This is a genomic window from Escherichia sp. MOD1-EC6098, assembly GCF_002965865.1.
Lineage (GTDB): Bacteria > Pseudomonadota > Gammaproteobacteria > Enterobacterales > Enterobacteriaceae > Escherichia > Escherichia marmotae.
In genome coordinates this window covers 70,673-95,358 of the sequence record NZ_PTSN01000020.1, presented here as the reverse complement: position 1 = coordinate 95,358, position 24,686 = coordinate 70,673, and the positions used below count along the sequence as shown (strand labels likewise).

The following is a 24,686-nucleotide window of genomic DNA, read 5'->3' as shown; positions in this document are numbered from 1 at the left end:
TGAGCCAGTTTCTGGTTGCCGCTAACCGTATCGCGTTTATTGACCCGGCAAACGGGAATGAAACGCCGATGTTTGTGGCGCAGGGCAACCAGATATTCATGAACGACGTGTTCCTGAAGCGCCTGACAGCCCCCACCATTACCAGCGGTGGCAGTCCTCCGGTATTTTCCCTGACATCAGACGGAAAGCTGACCGCTAAAAATGCGGATATCAGTGGTAGTGTGAATGCGAACTCAGGAACGCTCAACAATGTCACGATTAACCAGAACTGTACGATTAAGGGCATGCTGGAGGCGACTCAGGTCAGAGGTGACTTCGTTAAAGCTGTATCCAAATCATTTCCGAAACAGGCTGGTACGTGGGGTAACACGGAAACACCAAACGGGACGGTTACAGTCACCATCAGCGATGATCATAACTTTGACCGTCAAATCATTATTCCGCCCATTATCTTTAACGGAATAGCGTATAGCGATCCGGGAAGTGGTAATAACCCGGGAGGTACAAGATACACGGGTTATGGTTTTGAAGTTCGCAAAAACGGTGTATTAATCGCATCCAGAGAAACTAAAGGGGCCATTCCCGGTAGCTACAGTGCGGTTATTGATATGCCGAGTGGCAGGGGAAGCGTCACTCTGGAGTTTAAGGTTTTCCATAAAGGCAATCAGTGGGCAGGTAATATCACCGACTGTACGGTGATTGTGACCAAAAAAGCCGCTTCCGGCATCAGTATTCGTTGAAATTGTTATAACCCATATAAGGGCACCAGAAATGGTGCCTTTTTTATTGCAGAAAAGCGAGAGGTAATTATGCGTAAACTTTATGCCGCCATTTTTTCCGCAGCCATCTGTCTGGCCGTATCCGGTGCGCCTGCATGGGCATCTGAACATCAGTCCACGCTGAGCGCGGGGTATCTTCATGCCTCGACGAACGTTCCCGGCAGCGATGATCTTAACGGGATTAACGTGAAATACCGTTATGAGTTTACGGACACACTGGGGCTGGTGACGTCATTCAGCTATGCAGGAGACAAGAATCGCCAGCTTACCCATTACAGCGATACCCGCTGGCATGAAGATTCCGTGCGTAACCGCTGGTTCAGCGTGATGGCGGGGCCGTCTGTGCGCGTGAATGAATGGTTCAGCGCGTATGCGATGGCGGGTATGGCTTACAGCCGTGTTTCGACTTTCTCCGGAGATTATATCCGCGTAACTGACAACAAGGGGAAAACGCACGATGTGCTGACCGGAAGTGATGACGGTCGCCACAGCGACACGTCTCTGGCATGGGGGGCTGGCGTGCAGTTTAACCCGACCGAATCCGTGGCCATTGATATTGCTTATGAAGGTTCCGGCAGTGGCGACTGGCGCACTGACGGTTTCATCGTTGGTGTCGGTTATAAATTCTGATTAGCCAGGTAACACAGTGTTATGACAGCCCGCCGGTTCAGGCGGGCTTTTTTGTGGAGTGGATATGGCAGCAGTAAAAATCTCAGGTGTGCTGAAAGATGGTGCGGGAAAACCAATACAGAACTGCACTATTCAACTGAAGGCAAAGCGTAACAGCACCACGGTACTGGTCAACACAGTGGCCTCTGAAAATCCGGATGAAGCCGGGCGTTACAGCATGGATGTTGAGTATGGCCAGTACAGCGTCACCCTGCTGGTTGAAGGTTTTCCGCCTTCACATGCCGGGACCATTACCGTCTATGAAGGTTCCAGTCCGGGGACGCTGAATGATTTTCTCGGTGCCATGACGGAAGATGATGTCATGCCGGAGGCATTGCGCCGTTTTCAGGAAATGGTGGAAGAAGCGGCACGCAACGCCGAAGCCGCCTCTCAGAGCGCAGCGGCGGCAAAGAAATCCGAAACTGCAGCGGCATCATCGAAGAACGCGGCGAAAACCTCAGAAACGAATGCAGCTAACAGCGCACAGGCGGCAGCGACCTCACAGACTGCATCGGCAAACTCCGCGACAGCAGCCAAAAAATCAGAAACCAATGCGAAAAACAGCGAGACAGCCGCAAAGACGAGCGAAACCAACGCAAAGTCCAGCCAGACGGCAGCGAAAACCAGCGAAACGAATGCCAAAGCCAGTGAAACTGCGGCGAAAAACAGCCAGGATGCAGCGGCCCAAAGCGAGAGTGCCGCAGCTGGTTCTGCAAGTGCGGCGGCTTCTTCTGCCACTGCATCAGCCAACAGTCAAAAAGCTGCAAAAACCAGCGAAACCAACGCAAAGTCCAGCCAGACGGCAGCGAAAACCAGCGAAACGAATGCCAAAGCCAGTGAAACTGCGGCGAAAAGCAGTCAGGATGCAGCAGCCGAAAGCGAGAGTGCTGCAGCTGGCTCTGCAAGCGCGGCGGCTGCTTTTGCCACTGCATCAGCCAACAGTCAAAAAGCTGCAAAAACCAGTGAAACCAACGCAAAGGCGAGCGAGACTGCGGCGGCTAACTCGGCGAAAGCATCCGCTGCAAGCCAGACGGCTGCAAAAGCAAGTGAAGACGCAGCCAGAGAGTATGCAAGCCAGGCTGCGGAGCCGTATAAACAAGTATTGCAGCCGCTTCCCGATGTGTGGATACCGTTTAACGATTCACTGGATATGATTACGGGCTTTTCGCCGTCATATAAAAAGATTGTTATTGGTGATGATGAAATAACGATGCCTGGCGATAAGGTTGTAAAGTTTAAACGCGCATCAAAAGCAACTTACATTAATAAATCTGGTGTGCTGACAGAGGCTGCCATTGACGAGCCACGGTTTGAACGTGATGGCCTGCTTATTGAGGGGCAAAGAACAAACTACATGCTCAATTCGGAAAACCCTGCCAGTTGGGGGCGATCGTCAAATATGGATGTGCCCGAAACAGGGACGGATAGTTTTGGTTTTACCTATGGAAAGTTTGTCTGCAACGATTCTCTGATTGGGCAAACCTCAGCCATTAATATGGCATCAATTGCTGCAACAAAGTCAGTTGATGTCTCAGGCGATAATAAACACGTGACAACCTCATGTCGTTTTAAAACAGAACTGCAGGTAAGGTTGCGTATCCGGTTTGATAAATATGACGGTAGCGCAACAACTTTTCTTGGTGATGCGTATATTGATACACAAACGCTTGAAATTAATATGACAGGCGGTGCTGCCTCAAGGATTACTGCGAGAGTCAGAAAGGACGAAGCTACCGGATGGATTTTTGCAGAGGCAACAATTCAGGCAATTGATGGGGAGTTAAAAATAGGTTCTCAGATACAGTATTCTCCTAAGCAGGGCGGGGCAACCGTATCTGGTGACTATATTTATCTGGCCACCCCACAAGTAGAAAATGGGCCTTGTGTATCATCTTTTATTATATCAGGAACGACGGCGGCGACCCGCGCAAGCGATATAGTTACAGTTCCCATTAAGAATAATCTTTATAATCTTCCTTTTACGGTTCTTTGTGAGGTACATAAGAACTGGTATAAAACGCCAAATGCAGCTCCGCGTGTTTTTGACACCGGCGGTCATCAAACCGGAGCGGCTATTATTCTTGGCTTCGGTCGTTCAACAGATTACGACGGATTTCCTTATTGCGATATTGGTGGAGCTAACAGACGGGTAAACGAAAACGCATCGCTTGAAAAAATGGTTATGGGGATGCGTGTAAAGTCAGATCAGTCTACGTGCTCAGTAAGTAACGGGCGTATATCCAGCGAAACAAAAACCACATGGTCCTGTATTCAGAACACCGCAATTATCCGTATTGGAGGCCAGACTACTGCCGGGTTACGTCATTTATTTGGTCATGTCAGGAATTTCAGAATATGGCACAAGGCATTGACTGATGCTCAGGTGGGGGAGTCAATCTAATGAAAGATTTAACACTCAAATTTGCAGACAGGGCCGACTTTTCGGCCTTTATGGAGAGCACTGGCTATTATGATGACGAGTCGATGCAGGATAATATTCTTATTGACGTGATAGGTAACGTGTACAAAGAAACCGGAGAACTGACTGAAGATGGCGAACCGGTATGTGTTAAGGAAGACGGATATTTTGTAAACGTGCGCATCATTAATGATGCAAAAAAATCGTCAATATTCGATAAATACGCGGTTGTTGTTGAGCATCAACTTCGTGGCTGGATGTGAGGGAGACAAATGGCTACATCGACAGTAATTCCAGGAGATATCACCACGCTAAAGGGAGATGTCAGTAAAACTAAGGAAGATATTTCCTCAATTAACGGAAAAGTATCAACGCTTCAGACTGATATGACCAGTGCAAAGCAGGATATCAGCACCAGATACACAAAAACTGAAGTTGATAATAAGCTGAAAAACAAACTGGAAGTGAACGATCTGGAAAGCGGTCGTTATGGTGGAGATTTTTACCCGCTGACTGGCCGTGAAGCGTTTTATTTATGGGAATTGGGCACGACTACAGCGGCGGCAAATCTTTATCTTAATCCTGACCCTGCAATTTCGTCTGTACTGCGGTCAACATCGTCTATTCGCTATAAACATTCAGTAGAGACAATAGATTCAGAGCACGCCGATCTCATTTTCAGGATGCGCCCTGTGTGGTACAGGTCGCAATGCGAAAATGACAGGAGTGACTGGGGATTCTACGGATTGATTGCCGAGGAAGTGGGAGAAATTGCTCCTCAGTTTGTACACTGGCGACCAGCTAACGAAGATGATGCTCCTGAAGCTATTTCCAGCAATGGCCTTGTTGCCGAAGGTGTAATGTACGAACGTCTGGTTGTTCCACTGATTCACCATATCCAGAAACTGACTGAAAGAGTTGATGAACTTGAGTCAGAATTAAAGTTGTTATCAACTTCCCGAAGTGATATCTGATAAAGGAGGAGTAATGGATATAACACCTTTCCTTCATGCACTTTGTGCTGTGGCTGCGCAGCTACTGATTGGTCTTTTTACCGGAAACTGGGCTTACGGGGCGATAGCCGGTTGTACGTTCTTCATTGCGCGTGAACACACCCAGGCAGAATATCGCTGGATTGAAATGTTCGGGCATGGCAAGCGGATTAACATGCCGTGGTGGGGCGGTTTTGATCCTCGTGCATGGGATGTGGCAAGTCTGATGGATTTTGCGGTGCCCGCGGTGGCGTGTCTGCTGGTCTGGCTGTTTATCCGTTAAACATAAAAAGCCGCAGCAACTTGTCGTGGCAGAATACTGCGGCTGGCTGGTGAACTTCCGATAATTTGATTATTAAATAATTTCCAGCTGTTATTGATTTTACGTATTTTTTGTATGGGAGAATTTGCACCTCCTCCCAACGTCCGTCCATGACTTTCTGGACTGCTGTGTACTAGCGGACAATGCTGCCCTCGGATGTTGTGCTAATTGGGGGATAACAGATCCTGTCTATGAGCGTTTCCCTTTGTGCGTGCGTTGAAGCTGATAACGGTAAACGTCATGATGAACACAACCGCGAATAAGACGACAATCGTCGGAGCTGGTGCGCTGTCGATAAAAAAGGACAGCCAAACACCAGTCATTGAGACTATTACCGATATGCCAGTCGCCAGTAGGAGCGCAATATGAAAGCGTTGTGTCAGGAGTACCGCAATGGCGCCAGGCGCAATGAGCAGAGAAATGGAGAGAATGATACCTACTGCTTTCAGCGTCGCCACAATGGTCAGGGAAACCATGCACAGCAGCCCATAATGCAGCCATCTCGTATGCAAACCGCTTACCTTCGCCTGTTGATAATCAAAGCTGAACAGCAAAAAATCCCGCCATTTTACGCTAATAACAAGTGTAACCAGCCCGGCAATAATCACCGTCTGGATTATATCGCCGATGGTTACCCCGAGCATGTCGCCGAAAAGAATATGGTCAAGATGTACGTCTGGTTTGACTGCAATATACAAGATCAGACCTGCGGCAAACATGCCAGAAAAAACAATCCCCATCACTGTATCTTGCTTGATTCGGCTGTTGTCTTTCAGGTATCCCGTCGCCACCGCGCAGAATACTCCGGCGATAAATGCCCCTGTAGCCAGAGGTAACCCCAGAATCCAGGCAAGCACGATGCCAGGAAAAACCGCATGACTCATCGCGTCACCCATCAGTGCCCAACCTTTCAGGACCAGAAAGACCGACAGCAGCGCACAGGGTATGGAAACTACCAGTGAAATCAGCAGTGCGTGACTCATAAAGGTGAACTGCAGTGGCTCCAGTAATAATGCCATCATGAGCGATCCTCCAGCGCTTTATGCGCACGCCGACGATTTGCCAAAAGCCCATGGGTGGGCGCAAATACAAATGCTAAAAGAAACAGCAGTGTCTGCGCTACCACGATGATTCCACCTGTCGCGCCGTCCAGAAAGTAACTGACCCACGCGCCGAGGAAACTGGTTACACTGCCAATAGTTACAGCAATTATGAGCAGGCGGGGAAAACGATCGGTTAACAACCATGCTGTTGCACCGGGAGTCACCACCAGACAGATCACCAGAAAGGCACCAACCGTTTGCAGCGCCGCAACGGTCGAAACCGACAGCAGGGTGAAGAAGAGGATTTTTAATCTGCCCGGATGCAATCCAATAGCACGGGCGTGATTCTCGTCGAAAAAGGTCACCATAAGATCTTTCCATTTGAAAAAAAGCACGATGATCGAGAGAATGCCAATGATAGTGAGTTGCAGGATATCCGCCGGATCGATTGCCAGAATATTGCCCAATACGATGGTCTGAATGTTCACGGATGTCGGGTTCAATGACACCATAAACAGCCCCAGGCCAAAAAAGGAGGAGAAGATCAGGCCGATGATGGCATCTTCTTTTAAGCGAGTGCGTTGGTTAAGAAACAGCATGCTGCCCGCTGCCAGTCCGCCGGAAAAGAAGGCTCCCAGAGAAAACGGAAGCCCCAGCATATATGCCCCCGCAACACCCGGGACAATAGAGTGCGACAGCGCATCGCCAATCAGCGACCAGCCTTTTAGCATCAGATAGCATGACAGGAAAGCGCAGAGACCGCCGACCATCGCCGAGACCCACATCGCATTGAGCATATATTCATAGCTGAAGGGTTCCAGTAGCACGTTCATCTTGCTTCCCTCTGCACCGCTGACGGTCGATGTGCCACAAAAGGGCGTTCATCGTCAGTAATAATGCTTTCTTCCGAGCCGTTAAGTGTGACATGGCGCAGTACGCCGCTAAAAGCCAGCTCCAGGTTCTCGGCTGTAAAAGTGGTGTCTGTCGGCCCGCTTGCCAGGACGGTGCCTTTGACCATGACCGTATAATCGCAAAATGTCGTGACTGAGCCGAGATTGTGCGTTGAGACAAGCATCGTCTTGCCTTCCGCGCGTAACTCCCTCAACAGGCTGATGATTTTCGCTTCGGTTTTCACATCAACGCCGGTAAAAGGTTCATCCAGCAGGATCACATCACCCTGCTGTGCAATCGCTCTCGCCAGAAAGACGCGTTTCTTTTGTCCACCGGAAAGCTCGCCGATTTGTCGATGGCGAAAATCCACCATATCGACACGTTCCAGCGCATCGGTGACAATCTGACGATCCCTCTTTTTGGCTATACGCAACATACCCATGTGCCCATAGCGGCCCATCATCACCACATCTTCCACCAGTACAGGAAATGACCAGTCAACCTCTTCTGACTGAGGGACGTAGGCAACCAGGTTTTTCTGTAGCGCCTGTCGCGTGGGAATACCCAGAACAGATATCTTTCCGCTGGTCAGACGCACAAATCCCATAATCGCTTTAAACAACGTCGATTTTCCGGAACCGTTTACCCCAACCAGAGCGGCAATAGATCCACTTGGTACTGTGAAGGATGCATCGCGCAGTGCTGTGTGCCCGTTACGCCAGGTGACAGTAACATCATTAACGACAATGCCTGCAGATTGCATCATTATTTCTCCCTTTTCCCGGCATTAATTCCCTGTACCAGCGTACTGGTAGTAACCTTAAGAAGGTCGATATACGTAGGTACCGGGCCGTTTTCTGTGCTCAGGGAATCGACATAGAGCACACCGCCGTAGTGTGCGCCGGTTTCACGCGCAACCTGACGCGCTGGTTTATCGGAAATCGTACTCTCGCTAAAGACTGCCGGGATATGATTTTTCTTAACTATATCAACAACCTTACGTACCTGCTGCGGTGTTCCTTGTTGATCGGCATTAATCGGCCACAGATAAAGCTCTTTTAGCCCCAAATCGCGTGCGAGATAAGAAAAAGCCCCTTCACTGGTGACCATCCATCGCTGATTCTCAGGGAGTTCCGTAATCTGCTTACGCAGGGGGGCAAGGGTTTGGGTAATCTTGGCTTTATAAGTATCGGCATTACGTTGGTAGGTTTGTGCATTTGCCGGATCGTATTTTATCAACGCATCACGAATATTATCGACGTAAATCAGAGCATTATCTGGCGACATCCATGCATGGGGGTTAGGTTTGCCCTCATAGGGTCCTTCAGTGATCCCTACAGGCGTCACACCCGAAGAGACAATTACTTCTGGAACCCCATTGAGATGCTGGTAAAAGCGTTGGAACCACAATTCCAGATTCATACCATTGGCGAGAATCAGTTGTGCACCCTGCGCACGTTTAATATCGCCAGGGGTAGGCTGATACTCATGAATTTCTGCACCAGGCTTGGTTATGGATGAGACTTCTGCAGCATCTCCCGCCACGTTTTTGGCCATATCCGCGATGATGGTAAATGTTGTAATGACCTTGAATTTTTCAGTTGCACTTGCCTGAAATGCGATCGAGCAGGTGAGTGCGAGGCCTCCCAAGAGCATGGTTACTTTTTTTATTGAGCGCATAATTTAGTACCTATAGTGAGCAAAATTAGAACAAACATAGCAACGGCTATGTTTTATAGCATAACCTATACAGAATGAAAATGATTATCATTAACATCTTTGAGGCCCAAAACAGGGATTAGTTTGTTTCCTGCTGGATGAAAGGACTCTTGGGATAGCAAATGCCGCACGAAGAGCAGCATTACATGATGTTTTGTCGAATGAGCTACGAATCCTGATAGAAATACGAAACAAGCTAGCACATGGACAATGGATCTATCCCTTCAATAATGAAGGAAATACTGTGGACCCTGATAAATATAAATTAATCAATAAAGAAAACTTGCAGTCACTCCAATTCAAATATTCATTAGCACAGCATTTAGTTGACGCTGTACATGATTTGGTTGTAAGTCCTACGACATTCGAACAAGATTTCGAAAGCCATTTTTAAAAATTATATCAAGTACGAACAAACTTAGTGACAAAAGACTACGAAAAATATAAAACAATTTTAGTATTAAGTAGAGAGAAATTTCGTTCTGCTAGGACGCAGCAATAGGTTCATGAGATTCTCTGATACTTGTTACCTTAGTAAGCCTTAAATTTTTAAAAATTCTTTTACGTCCACTTCTCGCTCATAACAGGCATTAACTACATTTATCTTCATTGGCTATGCAAGTCGTAATAAAAGGTGGGACAAAACTGAGACACATAAGGTCTCACAAAGGTCTGCAAGGCCTCACATATATTGAGATGTTAATAAAATGTAGACTTGTAATTTTGATATAAATGGTAGATAAAACCTTTCCCCAAAATAAAAACGAACGTCAATGAAATCAAACGGTTGAATAAAGTTGATTTTGGCTAATAAAAAAACAATAAAATAATTTTTATCATTAAATATCAATGGCTTGAACTTGATGTTTTTATATACTGCTGCGCCATATGGGCTGGACTGAAGCCGCAGACCTGATTGTTAAAGGTATGGAAGGCGCAATCAATGCGAAGACCGTAACCTATGACTTCGAACGTCTGATGGAAGGCGCTAAGCTGCTGAAATGTTCAGAGTTTGGCGATGCGATCATCAAGAACATGTAATTACTATATGTGTTAAATATTATAACGGGCGTATAACACGCCCGTTGTTTTATGTAAGTTTTCTAACGGTTATCAAAATAAGTTATCAAAACCTCTTAGTTGTTTGGGGTCGGTTGGTCAGTCAGATGACAGTTCTACGGCCAGGTTCCTATTAGACATTCCTCTATTTGGTGGACGCTCGTTAATATTTAGATCCGCTATGTGTCAGGTGCGGACATTGTTATAAATGCCAATTGATATAACGTCAGCTCGTTTATCTCATCTTACAGAACCTCAACAACTTCAAACTCTTCCATAATCAACTCCATATCTTCAGAAAAATGACCTTCCTGGGTGAAAAATCGTTGATGCTCTCTCTGCCAATATTCAAGGCTCAAATCGCCTTCACCTTCCTTGCGAGCTAACTCGGCAGTAACATCACAAAAACACACCAGTTGCATCGACACCAGCCTGGTCACGCATACCGGTACATCCTGGCCGTCAAGGATGATGTTATAGCTCCCAATCCTTGGGGCAAATTCTTCTTTCTGATAAGAGGCATAAGAGCCACAGGAGGCCGTTTTAATCCCTTTTTCTATAAGTGCTGCAAGCTCGTTAGCCAGTTCAGGGCTGTCGCCCATTTGCCAGGCATTCGCGTCCGGATATTTCATCTTTAGTTCATCAACCTTACCCATTACACGTCCTTTCTGATTGTAAATAATAGAGAAATAGCTGAGCATTAATTGTTCGAATATTAACAGTGATGCTTTCTTGCTAATATCATAGTCCGTTTTTCGCTCAAAGCGGGCTGTTTGGTTCTTTTTCATGTGGGGTGAGAAATTCAAGGAGGCGTTGAGACGTTTAAATTTTCACAACGCTACTTTGCGCCATTCTTTACCTCAATCATCATGATAACGATCGGTTTGACGAAAGTGATCGCGCCTACGCGGATATTATCGTGAGTATGCTTCATCGCCATTGCTCCCCAAATACAAAACCAATTTCAGCCAATGTCTCGTCCATTTTTTCGATGAACTCCGGCACCATCTCGTCAAAACTCGGCATGTACTTCTCATGTCAGGCTACTTATTTCCTGAACGGGGTTTTGCTATCACGTTGTGAATTTCAGAAGCGGTAATGACGCTGAGCCGTAATTTGTGCCACGCATCATCTCCCTGTTTGACAGCCCTCACGTCGATCCCGGTACGCAGCAGGATAATGTCCGGTGCCATGACGCCACCTTCTGCTCTGTGGCTTTCTGTTTCAGTAACCAGTATAAATCAGGCAGCGGCTAAAGTGGCGCAGACAGGAATTCAGGTTATCGATGGTATATAAACGAACATCAATGAATGCACCGGGATGAAACCGGTGAGTTAAGTTCAAACTGTAGTACAATTCTCTCCGGTATTAACAGGAAAGACTATGCTATGAATCCTTATATTTATCTTGGTGGTGCAATATTTGCAGAGGTGATTGGTACAACCTTAATGAAGTATTCAGATGGCTTTACACGGTTATGGCCCTCTGTTGGTACAATTATTTGTTACTGTGCATCATTCTGGTTATTAGCTCAAACATTGGCTTATATTCCTACAGGGATTGCTTATGCTATCTGGTCAGGAGTCGGTATCGTCCTGATTAGTTTACTTTCTTGGGGATTTTTCGGCCAACGTCTTGATCTGCCAGCCATTATAGGCATGATATTGATTTGTGCCGGAGTGTTGGTAATTAACTTGTTGTCACGAAGCGCACCACATTAAAAATAATTTCTTTTTAATCAAATGGAATATGTCAGCCCGCATGTAAATGCGGGCTGCTTTTTACAGGTTAGCGTTTGGGTTTTGTTGTTGGGTGGTGGTTTTCATAGGGACTCCCAGATTTTTAGTAAACCACTCAACAACCCTGTTTATAATAATTGGCTGATACCATGTATTATCTCCATGCTCAGCCCCTTCTACCAGCACGTACTCAGCATTATTGCCGTTCTTTTTCAACATTCTGAATAGTTTGGCACTTTGCTCCGGTGAAACCAGAGTGTCTTTGCTACCATGCATAATAAGAAATGGGGGTTTTACTCCTTTCATATGTCCGATTGGGCTGGCGTTTAGCGCTTTTTCTTTTGACGCTGTGATGGGGGCTCCCGCAAAACTTCTGAATGCAGGGCCATTGATCATTAAAGCTTCGGTTACGGCAGGAGATCGATGAACCTCCTGCACTGATTCAGGGAACCCCTCACCAATATTCAACAAGTCAGAAATCCCATAAAGTGTGGCAACTGCCTGAACATCTGATGATTGCTGAAGAAAGTCACCTTTATCAAAGGTTTTGTCACCATTTGTAGTTCCCATCATCTGGGCAAGCCATCCACCGGCAGAGTCACCCAGAACTCCGATTCTTTGAGGATCAATCCCATAATCGCGGGCATGCTCTCTCAGGTAACGTATTGCAGCTTTTCCATCCTCAACTGGCGCTGGAAATGTATCAGGAATTGTTCTGTATTCTACAGCGGCTACAACAAAACCAGCTTCTGCCAGAGCCATTCTCATTTCAATAAATTTGTCATGTTCAGAAGACATGAATCCGCCGCCAGGATAATAAATAATGGCTGGTTTCAAATCATTTGTTCGCGGGACAAGAACTGACATGTGAAGCTGTCTGACAGAACGGGTCCCTTTTATCTGGGAATAAACAACGTCACCAATAAGATCGACCTGGTTTCTGGTCGATGAAACATTAATGACATCTGCACCAGGGGTGTAACCAGGAAGATTAGTCTGGACAGTTGTTGAACAATTCCCGACCGACATGACTACTGACATACCATACAATAATGTTGCGGATAATAGTATTTTGTTAATTTTCATATTTTACATGCCTTGACTTATCGGATGAAATTTTCTTAGCGAATTTAACGGCAACTTAAGAGTTGTACAACAGGAGGCATCTTAGGAAACTCAACAAGATGCAAAAAATCCTTGTCAGTGAAATTGCGCGTATTCTGGTTCAAGAATAGCCGTCTATAAATCATACTAACTTATGCCAGCATGACTAATAATAAACCTAAAATCTATTTAGATAACATCAATATGATTCGTGCATATTATGGCTAATGCTGGGGTCTATTTTATAATTATGATTGCTTTTGCATGAACATTGCGTCTTTATGCATAATGTGATAAAGGAATATCAAATAAAATAACGATAGGTCATAACAAAGAGGTTTTTATGAAAAAACTTATCGTTTCAAGTGTATTGGTATTCATCACATTTTCTGCGCAGGCCGCAGAGTTTCAGGTCACAAGTAGTGAAATGAAAACAGGAAAACAACTTACAAAGTCTCATATCTTTTCCAGATTTGGGTGTGAAGGTGGCAATATATCGCCCTCATTAACCTGGTCTGGTGTCCCTGAGGGCACTAAAAGTTTCGCCGTAACTGTTTATGATCCAGATGCACCTACTGGTAGTGGTTGGTGGCACTGGACTGTTGTTAATATTCCAGCAACAGTAACATATTTGCCTGCTGATGCAGGAAGACGTGATGGTACAAAACTGCCGACAGGTGCTGTTCAAGGCCGAAATGATTTTGGCTATGCCGGATTTGGTGGTGCATGTCCTCCGAAAGGGGATAAACCGCATCATTACCAGTTTAAAGTATGGGCTCTGAAAACTGACAAGATTCCTGTAGATTCTAATTCCAGCGGAGCGTTAGTTGGTTATATGCTTAATGCCAATAAAATCACAACCGCTGAGATAACACCAGTTTATGAGATAAAGTAGGGTGAGAGTATGCTGGCAAAAGGTAAGACCAACCTAAAGATTGAAGAAATACGGATGCATAAACATCATGAGACTCATAGGGTTAGGGCTATTATGCCAGCTTTATGCCATATCCGTCAGGGAAAAAATTATCAATTGGGAGACGCATAGTTTGACTGTTGATAATAATCAAATAATGTTATTTCCATGTGGACATGAGTTTTATATTGCGAATTATCCAGAAGCAGGTCTTTATCTTGCAGAAATGCTTTACTTTCCCATTGAACTAATTGAAAAATTCCAAAGATTTTTTGCGGTAACTGATCAAACACGTAACAAAACAGGGTTCTGTTTACCTCAGAACCCTGAGTTAATATATTGTTGGGAGCAGCTAAAAATATCTATTTTTCGAGGTTTCTCAACTCAAATTCAGGAGCATTTAGCAATGGCTGTTCTACTTTCGTTAGGAGTAAATCATGCTAATTATTTACTTTTATCAGATAGTAAACAATCACTGATAAGTCATTGTTATAACCTGCTGCTATCCGAACCAGGAGCAAAATGGACAGCAAACAAGGTTGCGAGATATCTCTACATTTCTGTTTCCACATTACATCGCCGTCTGGCAAACGAGGGGGTAAGTTTTCAAAGTATATTGGACGATGTGAGGTTAAATAATGCGTTGTCTGCTATACAAACGACTATAAAATCCATAAGCGAGATTGCCAGAGAAAATGGTTATAAGTGTCCTTCTCGTTTTACTGAAAGATTCCATAATCGTTTTAAGATAACACCAAGAGAGCTCAGAAAGGCTTCCAGAGAGTAAAAGTATTTTAACTGTATCGATGTTTTTGGGAAATCAAAACGGCATAATTACCCTATCGGAGCCTGAACAACTCCGGTGGCTTCTGCGCTAAACAGGGACGTTTATGCGCACATACAATCTAAACCCTTTTCTTCCATCAGAGATGCAGAAATGCACCTGCGATTTTTTGTATCCAGCGTTTGACCTCTGTGGAGGTGAAGCGTAAACCTGAGCTGAAGTTATCCGAAATGCCAACGCTGCTCGGATATACCGTCTACCTGGTGGGAGAAGAAACTATGTCAGTATTGTCATGGCAAGGGAGAAGTCAGCACGGTGAGCAGAGGGTGTAAGAGTAAAGGTATTGTCCTGGATAAAAAAGAATCCGGCTTCATGGCGTGCCTGTTTATAAGATGTGCGGACGTTGCAATGGAAATTGGTTTAGTCGTTTACCGCCCCCCAGGTGCGATGTCATGTCCAGAAGCTGGTTCCAGACATGACGGATTATCAATGGGATAAAGGATATGCTGACGTTATTGATAAACTGGTTACAAAGTGCTGGCAGGAAGAAGCGTATGTGAGGTGCAGTTAAGGAAATTGACAATATAAATAATTTTCAGCGAAGATGGCGGCATGATGCTTGCTTTTTGCTTCAAAAAACATGGGTGAGATTTTCTCAACGATGGGCTTTGTATATCCGGTGTTGAGAAAAAGTAGAAAACCCGCTAATGAGAGTTTTTTGTGTTTTAAATTGGAGGGGGTGGCTGGATGTCTAAAATAAACATTGCTTCTATGTGTACAACTATGCGTTAATGATTGCGTCGGTTTGAAGAACAGACGATATACGAAGTAGTTTACTAAAGCAGTTCTCATTTCAGGTGTTATTCACTTATTCCTTCTTTGAGTCTCTCCAATTAAGTACGAAGTCGTTTCTGTTATACAAACCATTTATGCCGAAAGGCTCAAGTTAAGGAATGTAGAATGTCAAATAAAATGACTGGTTTAGTAAAATGGTTTAACGCTGATAAAGGTTTCGGCTTTATTTCTCCTGTTGATGGTAGTAAAGATGTGTTTGTGCATTTTTCTGCGATTCAGAATGATAATTATCGAACCTTATTTGAAGGTCAAAAGGTTACCTTCTCTGTCGAGAGTGGTGCTAAAGGTCCTGCGGCAGCAAATGTTATAATTACCGATTAAAATCCAGGACTCGACTGTATACGATAACGAAGATGGCTGATGCCTGAGTAGAGATGCAGATAGAGTAATGGATATAGAATCCCATTTTGTGGTGAAGTACAGGTTTGCTGTATGAATAGTTTAATAGCAGAAGCTAACTGCTGGCATAGTAAAACAAAGTGCGTAAGTGGGTGACTCCCACAAAAAGCACCACAATCTCAAACCCGCTCAGGCGGGTTTTTTCTTATCTGATTTAAATATATTATTAAAATATCAAAGCTCTTGATAAGTAATCAAAAATCAGGCAACAGCTTTAAGATTTGTTTGGAATACTTTGTTGCAATGAGGGCAGATTAAAAGGGCACCTTTTTGTACTCTGGAAAAACTGTGTTCTGATTCTTGGGTGCAGTTTGGGCAGGAGCATTTAACGAGATAATTACGGCGTGATTTTGAGTCTTTACGTTCTGACATAGGCTTTTCCTGTGTAAATGGTCGTATACAATACACTAAATAACAAAACATATCGCGCATTATTATTTAATACATGGTTTTTAACCCTATTATTTTAAATTTCTGTTTTTTAGTGTTGTTGTGAACAATGTTTGCTGTAAAAACTAACCCGTAGACTCCGATCTTTTCAAACATACTGCACCATTCGCGCACATCGGGGTGAGGATATGAAATCCATTGATAATAACAACTGGCGTCGCCTGTGGCACATCGGCCTGTAATGCTGGTTTCTGGGCATTGCCAGAACTCCGTCACATTTCAAGATTAAAGAAGAGAGGCGTAAGACTGCGAGAGATGAATGATGCCGCCATCATTACGCAAGACTGTTGCGGTTGCTATTACTTCCAAAAATCGTTATTTCCCTCAGAGTGAGGAGCAGAAAAAGAGAATATGAGACAGGAATGCTCCTCTTATAACTGGACTTGGTGACTAAAATTTTGCAGGCCCTTTCCGGCAATCCGGCAGACTACGGGGGGGGAAGGCGCGCGGGTTTTCTCTATTTATGAAAATTTTCCGGTTTAAGGCGTTTCGTTCTTCTTCACAGTAACTTAATGTTTTTATTTAAAACACCGCCTAAAAAGAAAGGAAACGACAGTTACTGAAAATGGGCTTTTTGGCCTCTGCTGCTTCCTTCTCTGTTTTTTCCGTGGAATGAACAATGGAAGTCAACAAAAAGCAGTCGGCTGACATTTTTGGTGCGAATGTCCGTACTATTCAGAACTTACACGTGCGCAGACCGACGCACAGGAGCTGAAAATACCAGAGACTCTGCTGAAGTGGTGGAAACCGCATTTTGTACTTTTGTGCTTTCACGGATTGCAGGTGAAATTGCCAGTATTCTCGACGGAATCCCCCTGTGGTGCAGCAGCATTTTCTTGAGCTGGATAACCGGCATATTGATTTCCTGAAACGGGACATCATCAAAGCCATGAACAAAGCAACCGCACTGGATGAACTGATACGGGGCCGAGTGAATATATCGACCGCTGTCTGGAAGACTGTTATGTGCCAGAAGCAGATGTACTGAGCCTTCATCAACTTTGCAGCAGGCTTTATCTCCACGTGGGACATCACCTAAAAACAAAAATATGACGGCTTAATACTGAGAGAACACTAAATGTAGAAATTATGTCTACTCAGTTCGGACCAGAGTGCTGTTTTTTATTACGTCGTTGAGACCATCATACTTCCTCCAGTAAAGGAGATAAAAATGGAAAAATTATTTACCCCGTTTCAGGCCGGTGACACTAACTTGGCAAATCGCGTCGTTATGGCACCAATGACCCGCTCACGGGCAATTTCAGACGATACTCCAGATGAACTGACTGCAAAATATTATCAGCAGCGCGCATCTGCAGGGCTCATTATTACAGAAGGATCGCAAATCTCCGTCCAGGGACAGGGTTATCTTTTCACTCCCGGAATCTACAGCGATGCTCAGGTGCAGGGATGGGGAAAAGTTACAAAAGCGGTCCACGACGCTGGCGGAAAAATTTATATTCAACTTTGGCACGTCGGGCGAATTTCTCACACAAGTTTGCAGGCTAATGGACAGGCCCCCGTCAGTTCGGTGGCAGTTAAAGCCAATAATTCCACCTGCTACGCACGCGACGAAAACGGCAAACCCGGTCCGGTTCCGGTATCGGAACCCCGTGCGCTGTCGAGCCCCGAGATTAAAGCCGTGGTGCAGGATTACGTTCAGGCCGCTAAAAATGCTATTCGGGCGGGCTTTGATGGTGTTGAGATCCACGCCGCCAATGGCTATCTGCTTGAGCAGTTTATTAATGGTGGGCTGAATACTCGCAAGGATGAGTACGGTGGCGCGGATACTGACAATCGCCTGCGCTTTGTTCTGGAAGTGACTGACGCAATCTCTACGGCCATCGGCTCAGGTAAAACGGGTATCCGCCTGGCTCCCTTCGGGCGTCTGTTTGACATGCGTCCTTTTGATGGCGAGGAAGAAACCTGGCTGATGCTTGCTGATAAACTCAGCGCCCGTTCTCTCTCGTATGTTCATCTGAGCGACCAGCAAACACTGGGAGAACAGGCCATCCCTGCCGGGTTTATTGAAAAATTTCGTGCAGCTTATTCCGGACCTTTGATTATTACCGGTGGCTTTGATAAGCAGCGTGCCGAAGCATATCTCCAGGAGGGGAAAGCTGACCTGATTGGTTTTGGTCGGCCTTACATTGCGAACCCGGATCTTGTGGAACGAATGGTTAATGACTGGCCGTTGAATGACGTTAACCGGGCAACGATGTACGGCGGAGATGAAAAAGGCTATACGGATTACCCCTTCTGGTCCGATAGCAGGGAATAATTAATCAAGCAGGCCGTCTTCCGCAGCCTTGACCAGGGTATCCACTACATAGCGGATTTTGGGCAGCAGTTGGCGGCTTTTTGGCCACAGCGCGCTGATAGGCATCTCCCCGCCGGAGTGTCCGGGCAGCACTTCCCGCAATTTACCCTCGTCGAGATATCTGCCCACCAACCAGAGGGGGAGTTGCGACAATCCCCCTCCCGCCAGGGTAGCAGCGAGCATCGCGTCACCATCGGCAAACTCATGGGTCGGCGGAGGGACAAAGCGGCTGATTTGACCATCCCCCTCTTTCAGCAACCACGAAACAGGCTGGTTACGGCGAAAGCCGACAACGCACTGATGGTGATTCAGGTCATCGATACTGACAGGCTCGCCGTGGTTGAACAGATAATCTGGAGAGGCGCAGATCACCAGCTTCTGGGTTGTCAGTCTTCTGGCAACCAGCCCACTGCTGTCTGACAGCTCACCAATGCGAACGACAAGATCGATCCCCTCATCAATCAGGTTAACGAACCGCTCGCTGAACGTAACGGTCAACGCCAGTTCGGGGTAGCGTCGGGTGATATCAAGCAGGATAGGAAGGATGCGCTGTCGTCCGAAGGCTGCAGGTAAATCTACCCGCAGGCGCCCGGAGGGCTGGCAGGTATGTGACGTCAGTTCCGCCTCAGCCTGCTCCAGGATATCTATTGCGCTCTGGCAACTGGCAAGAAAACGCTCGCCATCAGGCGTCAGGCTCAACCGACGGGTGGAACGTTGAAAAAGCTTCAACCCGAGGCGGTCTTCCAGACGACTGACGCTTTTTCCTATGGCAGACTTTGTCAGCCCCAGCTTTTCCGCTGCTGCCGTAAAACTTCCTTGCTGGGCTGTGGCGACAAAAGCCGTAATTCCCCCCAGATGATCTGTTCTTCTCATAATTGTCCGTGAGAGGTATTAGCCCTGTATACATAGATTTATTTTACAATAAATTGAAAACGATTTGTAGAATCTATGTCTACTCAGAGACGAGTGAAAGCGTGTTTATCGCACGAAGAAAAACAGCCATAGTCACCTTCTCTATTACGCTTCATCTAAATTGCAAGACGATGCCGGATTTCGCCGGCCAGTTTTACAAAAACATGAATTAATACAGAGGAGAATATGATGTCATCTGCTAACGGTTTCAAACATGTGGGCTTTCTTACCCGTAAAAAAGGACAGAGCTTCGACGATTTTGTTAAATACTGGGATGAGGTACATACAGCGATAGCGCTCAGACTCCCCGGCTTAAGAGGTTATGTACTCAACCCCATCGATCGGGAAAAATATCCCGATTCCCCCGTTGACGGTTTCTCCGAACTGTGGTTCGACTCACTTGAAGACGCTATCGCGGCATTCAATTCTCCCGTCGGTAAAGAAGCCTATGACGACGTGTCCAATTTTGTTGAACATGCTGCCATTACCTACATCACTGAAATCAGAAAGCGCTAATGCCTTAACATGCCGGGAGCGGTAGAGGTACTGGATTTAATGCGGAGTTTTTAGGTAAATCTAAGATAAGGTGAAGAAATCTGCCATAAAGGCAGATTTCTTAAATTCATAATTAGAGATTTGCAACGTTATGATATACTTTTTGAACATCATCATCATCTTCAAGGGCATCAACAAGTCCCTCAAAGATTTCTAAATCTTCTGGTGAAAGCTCAACTTCTGATTGAGCAATCATTTCTAATTCTGTTGTTGAGAACTCAGTAATTCCGGCTGCTTTTAGCGCTGCAATTCCTTTGTGAAGGTCTGTAGGCTCAGTATAAATAACGATATTTCCTTCTTCTTCGGTCACATCGCGAACATCAACTTCAGCATCAAGCAAAATTTCAAAAATATGGTCAGGATCTGTTCCTTTAAATACAATCACTCCAGTATTGTCAAACATATAGCTGACAGAACCTGCCGCTCCGATATTTCCGCCTTTTTTGTTGAAAATTGTGCGAACATTAGCAATCGTGCGGTTAACATTTGAAGTTAACGTTTCGGCGATAATCATTGAACCATTGGGGCCAAAACCTTCATAACGTCCTTGTACGAACGTTTCATCTCCGCCACCTTTAGCTTTATCAATTGCTTTATCAATGACGTGTTTTGGAACTTGTGCCTGCTTCGCACGCTCAATAACGAATTTTAAAGATGTATTTAATTCAGGGTCTGGTTCACCTTGTTTAGCTGCAGCATAGATTTCTACACCGAATTTTGCATATATTTTAGACGTTGCACCGTCTTTAGCCGTTTTTTTAGCAACAATATTGGCCCATTTACGTCCCACTGGAATGATCTCCTCGAAATTTATTTACATTACCGACAAGTTGATAACTTGTGTTTTTTCATCGTATTATATTATATCATAACATGAAAAAATTCGTCTATGGGAACATAAAATATTCTATTTTCACTCAAGGATATTTAATTTTAACGATGTTAATTATTGTCGATGCGTTATTTTATGATTTCATTTTTCATTGTTAATAATTAAACCGCAACAATAATGTCGCGGTATGGTTGATTTTGACACCTGAATGCCTTATTAAGGAGGCGCGGTTTTAAATTGGCGGTAGCCCATATTTAGCTCGGGCGCGATTACATGCCTCATTAATTTCTCCATGCTCGCCAGACATGGCGAATTCTCTACATGTGGATGAGCGATTCTTGTATATTGTGCAGCAGGCGTTTTTTCCAGGCGTTCCAGCCAGGGCAACACAGCGTGGATTCTTCTGGTTAGTACCGCGCATACATCGGTGGTAAGGGGATATCTGCTCAGTCAGATGAGCCGGTATGGTGCCGCCTGCATCATCAGCTTCGGCCCAGTAAAAAGAGACGCGGAAAAATGCACAACAGGCACCACACGTCATGCATGGATTCGGATTGCTCATAATTCACCAGTACTACTATTTAAATATCACAACGAAACCGCAGACACGTCATATGAAAGCACGTGCCTGCGGCAGGCTGGCGAACTTTCTATAGTGCGAGTATTGAATGATTACCAGCCGTTATCAATTTTACATATCTATTTAGATATGACCAGACAAGTTGAATGCAAACTGGAAGAGTTAATCTTTACAATTTGTAACGTGGTGGTTTGTGAAAAGTGAACGTCTTATGTAACCAGAGTCTGTATTATATTGTCCCTATAGTCCGACTTGCTAAATATAGCGATTAGTGATTTCTTTTTAATTCTAATTGGTTAGGTAAGTTCATCAGAAAAAGTTATTTTTCTTGTTTTAACGTGTAAGGCTTATATTACTGCTATCCGTGTTTCACATTCATTCTAGTGATTTTGCTGTATGTATTGGTGCTGATTTGGGATGTGGCTATTGAGCGACATGGTCTGGCATCTCCATCTTATGATCTGGAGCCGCCGCTATCGAAGAAAAGACGCGGGGGCACGTACTGGAAAATTAACACCCACCTTACCAGCGAGACCCCATCGACGTTGTGCCAGTTCATCATATCCTTACTTATTGATAGCTTATGTATAAAAGTGAAGGGGACACAGAGAACTTTGCCTGACCAATATTCTTGTTCCGTTTTGTTGTCCAATGCTTTTTCTCTGCTTTAAGTTACGGCATAGAGGGCAAAATTTCATCAAGAGTATGGATATTTCTGGTTCTCTCTACCATGCTCTTTGTAGACGCCAGATTGAGCGAATGAACACAAAATAATGGCCCCGGGACACGCAAATGCGCAATACACTTATCCCCATCCTCGTTGCGGTGTGCTTGTTTCTTACTGGTGTGTCTATTTTGAATTTTCAGCTCTGGTATTCCGCAAAAGCAGAGAGCCTGGCGGGGGCGAGGTACGCCGCTAACAACATTAATCATATTCTTGAGGAAGCGTCACAGGCGACTCGAACGGCAATGAAAATTGCCGGGAAGAGGTGCGATCTGGATGAACAATACCAACTAGGTACAGAGGCTGCGCTGAAACCACATCTGCGGACGATCATCATTCTCAAACAAGGTGCAGTCTGGTGTACATCGCTACCAGGTAATCGGGTTCTGCTATCCCGTATTCCTGTTATATCTGACAACAATTTGCTATTGGCTCCGGCGATCGACACCGTAAATAGATTACCCATCCTCCTTTATCAGATTCAATTCGCTGATACGCGTATCCTGGTGACAATTAGTGACCAGCATATCCGCGGGGCGCTCAATGTGCCGTTGAAGGGGGTGAAATATACTTTGCGCGTGGGGAATAGCATTATTGGACCGTCAGGAGATGTGACAACTCTCAATGGCAGCCATCAATTTTCTGGACGGGTAAATTCCACAGAATATCATTTCAGTATTATCTATAACCAACCGCCGCTATTTAATTTCACCAGACTTATCGATAAAGGTTTGGGTATTTTGATATTCAGCCTGTTAATCTCCTGTTCTGCTGCTTTTTTGCTTGATAAATATTTTAACAAGAGTGACACACCTGAAGAGATCCTGCGTAGAGCAATAAGCAATGGTGAAATTGTACCTTTTTACCAACCCGTGGTTAATGGCCGGGAAGGGACGTTACGCGGCGTAGAAGTACTTGCCAGGTGGAAACATCCTCGCGGAGGATATATTTCACCCGCAGCATTTATTCCACTTGCTGAAAAATCAGGGTTGATAGTTCCGCTCACCCAAAGTCTGATGAACCAGGTCGCCACACAAATGAACGCGATCGCAAGTAAACTGCCGGAAGGTTTCCATGTAGGGATTAATTTTAGCGCCTCACATATTATTTCGCCTACGTTTGTTGAAGAGTGTCTGAAATACCGGGACAGCTTCACGCGCCATGATTTGAATCTCGTTCTTGAGGTTACTGAGCGTGAAGCTTTGCATGTTGATGAAAACCTTGTCCAGCGACTAAATATTCTGCATGAAAATGGCTTTGTCATTGCGCTGGATGATTTTGGTACGGGGTACTCGGGACTTTCTTATCTCCATGATCTGCACATCGATTATATTAAGATTGATCACAGTTTCGTTGGTCGGGTCAACGCAGATCCAGATTCCACCCGAATTCTGGACTGTGTGCTGGATCTGGCGCGCAAACTTTCTATCAGTATTGTTGCCGAAGGTGTCGAAACGAAGGAGCAACTCGATTACCTGAACAAAAATAATATCACGTTTCAGCAGGGGTATTATTTCTATAAACCGGTGACGTATATTGAGTTAGTCAAAATTATTCTCTCAAAACCGAGGGTGAAGGTGGTTGTTGAGTAAATATGTACTAATTCACGTAGCATGATGATGTCTGGCTAAAAAATGATCGAGAAGACTCTGTGGTGGTGCAATTGTAGACAGATAATTAGCTCGTTGCGTCTTGTTACTATTGTTCATTATTTTGTTTGCTATAATTATCTGAAATTGTTTTCAGGATCGCCGTCAGTAGCATGAACAATAGTAATAGCCTGGATTATTTCACTTTGTATATCATCTTCTCCATCGCGTTTATGCTGATCACCATTCTGGTGATCCTGGTCGCCAAACCCAGCATCTGGCTGGGAGAAGTGCTGGTTACCATAAATTTAATCAATGCACTTGTTTGGTTGGTGATCAATTTGCTTAACCGATTAAGAGAAAAGTTTGTAAGTCAAAGGGATCAACATTAATCTTTTTCATTATATTTTGATAATCTGGACTTATAGGATATTTGATCAGGCGTGTTTATAAGTCCAATCATTGAATAATTAATCATTAAAACTGAAAAACTATCCGGGTTTAATTTGAGGAATTGCTTTGGCGGTGAGTAACGCGTATACGAATATGATTGCAGGGAAATAGTTTTTGTGAAGAATAAAAAACTAAATCAATAAAATCACCAAAATAAATAATCAGTGCTTCAGTATTGTCTGTAAGTCTGTTCACCCGCTAAAAATACACCGCGTCGAATCAATCGGCGCGGTGCTACATTATCGATTATTTTTTACCGATGGCACGCATGGTGTCATCAATTGCGGTAATTAACAGCATTTGCGGATCTTTGGCACAAACCTGATTCAGTTTTTCTACCACTTTGGCACTCAGTTCCGGTGATTGCTCAATCTTTAAATCACGGCTGGTAACGCTGGCGTTACCCATTACCGCAACGATATCTGCAACCTGTGCGCTGTCAGTTTTTGCCATTTCGTTGGCTTCTGCGCAGGTAATATAGGTTTCTGCTGGCAAACCATTCTTAATATTATAGTCCTGAGCCCAGGTCATTGGTGCGAAGACGAACAGCCCCGCCAGTAAAGCAAATTTTTTCATCATCATTC

At 44.9% G+C, this 24,686-nt stretch carries 26 protein-coding genes and 6 pseudogenes; 19 read left to right on the top strand and 13 right to left on the bottom strand.

The window, feature by feature from the left end:
* The 6 genes from C0K55_RS19845 to C0K55_RS19820 all read left to right on the top strand — a co-directional run.
* Window positions 1-740, top strand: a 740-nt coding sequence (locus tag C0K55_RS19845; protein WP_123059773.1) for a phage tail tip domain-containing protein, incomplete at its 5' end; no start/stop codon positions are given.
* 69 nt (window positions 741-809) lie between these two features.
* Entirely contained in the window at window positions 810-1,409 is a 600-nt protein-coding gene (locus tag C0K55_RS19840) for an Ail/Lom family outer membrane beta-barrel protein (RefSeq protein ID WP_105269418.1), read from the top strand.
* Between the two features lie 64 nt (window positions 1,410-1,473).
* Window positions 1,474-3,849 carry a prophage tail fiber N-terminal domain-containing protein gene (locus C0K55_RS19835; protein WP_105283147.1) on the top strand — a complete coding sequence of 792 codons (2,376 nt, stop codon included), beginning with the start codon at window positions 1,474-1,476 and terminating at the stop codon, window positions 3,847-3,849.
* Window positions 3,849-4,130, top strand: a complete 282-nt coding sequence (locus C0K55_RS19830) for a hypothetical protein (protein WP_001531348.1) — start codon at window positions 3,849-3,851, stop codon at window positions 4,128-4,130. Before C0K55_RS19835 ends, C0K55_RS19830 begins: the two co-directional genes overlap by 1 nt.
* 9 nt (window positions 4,131-4,139) lie before the next feature.
* On the top strand, window positions 4,140-4,841 hold the full coding sequence (locus C0K55_RS19825) for a tail fiber domain-containing protein (RefSeq protein WP_105266311.1): 702 nt from the start codon (window positions 4,140-4,142) through the stop codon (window positions 4,839-4,841).
* A 13-nt stretch (window positions 4,842-4,854) separates the two neighbouring features.
* The gene (locus tag C0K55_RS19820) at window positions 4,855-5,142 is read left to right on the top strand and encodes a hypothetical protein (RefSeq protein ID WP_069371600.1); all 288 of its coding nucleotides are present in this window, start codon (window positions 4,855-4,857) and stop codon (window positions 5,140-5,142) included.
* Between the two features lie 203 nt (window positions 5,143-5,345).
* Here C0K55_RS19820 and sitD read toward each other — a convergent pair whose 3' ends face one another.
* Genes sitD through sitA form a run of 4 tightly spaced genes read right to left on the bottom strand, consistent with a single transcriptional unit; the run spans window position 5,346 to window position 8,795 of the window.
* Window positions 5,346-6,203: an iron/manganese ABC transporter permease subunit SitD gene (gene sitD / locus C0K55_RS19815; protein WP_033552502.1), complete on the bottom strand. Its 858-nt coding sequence runs from the start codon at window positions 6,201-6,203 to the stop codon at window positions 5,346-5,348.
* A complete protein-coding gene (gene sitC, locus C0K55_RS19810) occupies window positions 6,200-7,057 on the bottom strand; it encodes an iron/manganese ABC transporter permease subunit SitC (protein WP_001101728.1) in 858 nt (285 codons plus the stop codon). The genes sitD and sitC overlap by 4 nt, the downstream gene beginning before the upstream one ends.
* Window positions 7,054-7,881 (bottom strand): iron/manganese ABC transporter ATP-binding protein SitB, encoded by an 828-nt coding sequence (gene sitB, locus C0K55_RS19805; protein WP_000983722.1) that lies wholly within the window; start codon window positions 7,879-7,881, stop codon window positions 7,054-7,056. Before sitB ends, sitC begins: the two co-directional genes overlap by 4 nt.
* Window positions 7,881-8,795 (bottom strand): iron/manganese ABC transporter substrate-binding protein SitA, encoded by a 915-nt coding sequence (sitA, locus tag C0K55_RS19800; protein ID WP_033552498.1) that lies wholly within the window; start codon window positions 8,793-8,795, stop codon window positions 7,881-7,883. Before sitA ends, sitB begins: the two co-directional genes overlap by 1 nt.
* A gap of 912 nt (window positions 8,796-9,707) precedes the next feature.
* Between sitA and C0K55_RS19790 the strand changes: the two are divergent.
* A pseudogene (locus tag C0K55_RS19790) lies at window positions 9,708-9,875 on the top strand (isocitrate/isopropylmalate family dehydrogenase); the annotation flags it as partial.
* 263 nt (window positions 9,876-10,138) lie between these two features.
* Here the strand turns inward: C0K55_RS19790 and C0K55_RS19785 are convergent.
* From C0K55_RS19785 to C0K55_RS27210, 3 genes and pseudogenes are all read right to left on the bottom strand, one after another.
* Window positions 10,139-10,549 (bottom strand): ASCH domain-containing protein, encoded by a 411-nt coding sequence (locus C0K55_RS19785; RefSeq protein WP_001516236.1) that lies wholly within the window; start codon window positions 10,547-10,549, stop codon window positions 10,139-10,141.
* A 182-nt stretch (window positions 10,550-10,731) separates the two neighbouring features.
* On the bottom strand, window positions 10,732-10,827 hold the full coding sequence (locus C0K55_RS25995; RefSeq protein ID WP_001516237.1) for a DUF1317 family protein: 96 nt from the start codon (window positions 10,825-10,827) through the stop codon (window positions 10,732-10,734).
* A gap of 112 nt (window positions 10,828-10,939) precedes the next feature.
* Window positions 10,940-11,086, bottom strand: a pseudogene (locus tag C0K55_RS27210) (exonuclease); the annotation flags it as partial.
* Window positions 11,087-11,281: 195 nt separating this feature from the next.
* On the opposite strand from C0K55_RS27210, the gene emrE reads away from it, so the two are divergent.
* Complete coding sequence (gene emrE, locus C0K55_RS19770) at window positions 11,282-11,614, top strand: multidrug efflux SMR transporter EmrE (RefSeq protein ID WP_001070432.1); 333 nt, start codon at window positions 11,282-11,284, stop codon at window positions 11,612-11,614.
* A 60-nt stretch (window positions 11,615-11,674) separates the two neighbouring features.
* Here emrE and C0K55_RS19765 read toward each other — a convergent pair whose 3' ends face one another.
* Window positions 11,675-12,718, bottom strand: coding sequence for an alpha/beta hydrolase (locus C0K55_RS19765; RefSeq protein WP_105266313.1), 1,044 nt, complete (start codon window positions 12,716-12,718; stop codon window positions 11,675-11,677).
* Between the two features lie 361 nt (window positions 12,719-13,079).
* On the opposite strand from C0K55_RS19765, the gene C0K55_RS19760 reads away from it, so the two are divergent.
* The 5 genes and pseudogenes from C0K55_RS19760 to cspB all read left to right on the top strand — a co-directional run bounded on the left by C0K55_RS19760 (window position 13,080) and on the right by cspB (window position 15,609).
* On the top strand, window positions 13,080-13,631 hold the full coding sequence (locus C0K55_RS19760; protein WP_016248622.1) for a kinase inhibitor: 552 nt from the start codon (window positions 13,080-13,082) through the stop codon (window positions 13,629-13,631).
* A 9-nt stretch (window positions 13,632-13,640) separates the two neighbouring features.
* Window positions 13,641-14,436: pseudogene (locus C0K55_RS19755) on the top strand (helix-turn-helix transcriptional regulator).
* Window positions 14,437-14,539: 103 nt separating this feature from the next.
* A complete protein-coding gene (locus tag C0K55_RS19750) occupies window positions 14,540-14,641 on the top strand; it encodes a hypothetical protein (protein WP_077767216.1) in 102 nt (33 codons plus the stop codon).
* Window positions 14,642-14,697: 56 nt separating this feature from the next.
* Window positions 14,698-15,021: pseudogene (locus C0K55_RS19745) on the top strand (antitermination protein Q); the annotation flags it as partial.
* Between the two features lie 372 nt (window positions 15,022-15,393).
* A complete protein-coding gene (gene cspB, locus C0K55_RS19740; RefSeq protein ID WP_000066486.1) occupies window positions 15,394-15,609 on the top strand; it encodes a cold shock-like protein CspB in 216 nt (71 codons plus the stop codon).
* Between the two features lie 279 nt (window positions 15,610-15,888).
* On the opposite strand, the gene ynfU is transcribed toward cspB, so the two are convergent.
* On the bottom strand, window positions 15,889-16,059 hold the full coding sequence (ynfU, locus tag C0K55_RS26690; RefSeq protein ID WP_001405948.1) for a putative zinc-binding protein YnfU: 171 nt from the start codon (window positions 16,057-16,059) through the stop codon (window positions 15,889-15,891).
* A gap of 759 nt (window positions 16,060-16,818) precedes the next feature.
* Here ynfU and C0K55_RS19730 point away from each other — a divergent pair.
* Both C0K55_RS19730 and C0K55_RS19725 read left to right on the top strand, forming a co-directional pair.
* Window positions 16,819-17,125 (top strand): annotated as a pseudogene (locus tag C0K55_RS19730) (terminase small subunit); the annotation flags it as partial.
* A 183-nt stretch (window positions 17,126-17,308) separates the two neighbouring features.
* Entirely contained in the window at window positions 17,309-18,418 is a 1,110-nt protein-coding gene (locus C0K55_RS19725; RefSeq protein ID WP_085448856.1) for an alkene reductase, read from the top strand.
* Here the strand turns inward: C0K55_RS19725 and C0K55_RS19720 are convergent, their stop codons facing one another.
* Window positions 18,419-19,330 carry a LysR family transcriptional regulator gene (locus tag C0K55_RS19720; RefSeq protein ID WP_105266314.1) on the bottom strand — a complete coding sequence of 304 codons (912 nt, stop codon included), beginning with the start codon at window positions 19,328-19,330 and terminating at the stop codon, window positions 18,419-18,421. It abuts the gene before it with no gap.
* Window positions 19,331-19,558: 228 nt separating this feature from the next.
* Here C0K55_RS19720 and C0K55_RS19715 point away from each other — a divergent pair, with 228 nt between their 5' ends.
* Window positions 19,559-19,885 (top strand): EthD family reductase, encoded by a 327-nt coding sequence (locus C0K55_RS19715; protein ID WP_000092982.1) that lies wholly within the window; start codon window positions 19,559-19,561, stop codon window positions 19,883-19,885.
* Window positions 19,886-19,997: 112 nt separating this feature from the next.
* Here C0K55_RS19715 and C0K55_RS19710 read toward each other — a convergent pair whose 3' ends face one another.
* Complete coding sequence (locus C0K55_RS19710) at window positions 19,998-20,714, bottom strand: YebC/PmpR family DNA-binding transcriptional regulator (protein ID WP_000532916.1); 717 nt, start codon at window positions 20,712-20,714, stop codon at window positions 19,998-20,000.
* Window positions 20,715-20,988: 274 nt separating this feature from the next.
* Window positions 20,989-21,318, bottom strand: a complete 330-nt coding sequence (locus C0K55_RS19705) for a YkgJ family cysteine cluster protein (protein ID WP_010376212.1) — start codon at window positions 21,316-21,318, stop codon at window positions 20,989-20,991.
* A gap of 52 nt (window positions 21,319-21,370) precedes the next feature.
* Between C0K55_RS19705 and C0K55_RS27205 the strand changes: the two are divergent.
* From C0K55_RS27205 to ymgF, 3 genes and pseudogenes are all read left to right on the top strand, one after another.
* Window positions 21,371-21,456 (top strand): annotated as a pseudogene (locus C0K55_RS27205) (capsid protein); the annotation flags it as partial.
* 672 nt (window positions 21,457-22,128) lie between these two features.
* Window positions 22,129-23,652: an EAL domain-containing protein gene (locus C0K55_RS19695; protein WP_001246517.1), complete on the top strand. Its 1,524-nt coding sequence runs from the start codon at window positions 22,129-22,131 to the stop codon at window positions 23,650-23,652.
* Window positions 23,653-23,822: 170 nt separating this feature from the next.
* Entirely contained in the window at window positions 23,823-24,041 is a 219-nt protein-coding gene (ymgF, locus tag C0K55_RS19690) for a cell division-associated protein YmgF (protein WP_001065870.1), read from the top strand.
* Between the two features lie 307 nt (window positions 24,042-24,348).
* Here ymgF and C0K55_RS19685 read toward each other — a convergent pair whose 3' ends face one another.
* Entirely contained in the window at window positions 24,349-24,684 is a 336-nt protein-coding gene (locus tag C0K55_RS19685; protein ID WP_000979974.1) for a YmgD family protein, read from the bottom strand.
* Window positions 24,685-24,686 lie beyond the last annotated feature (2 nt).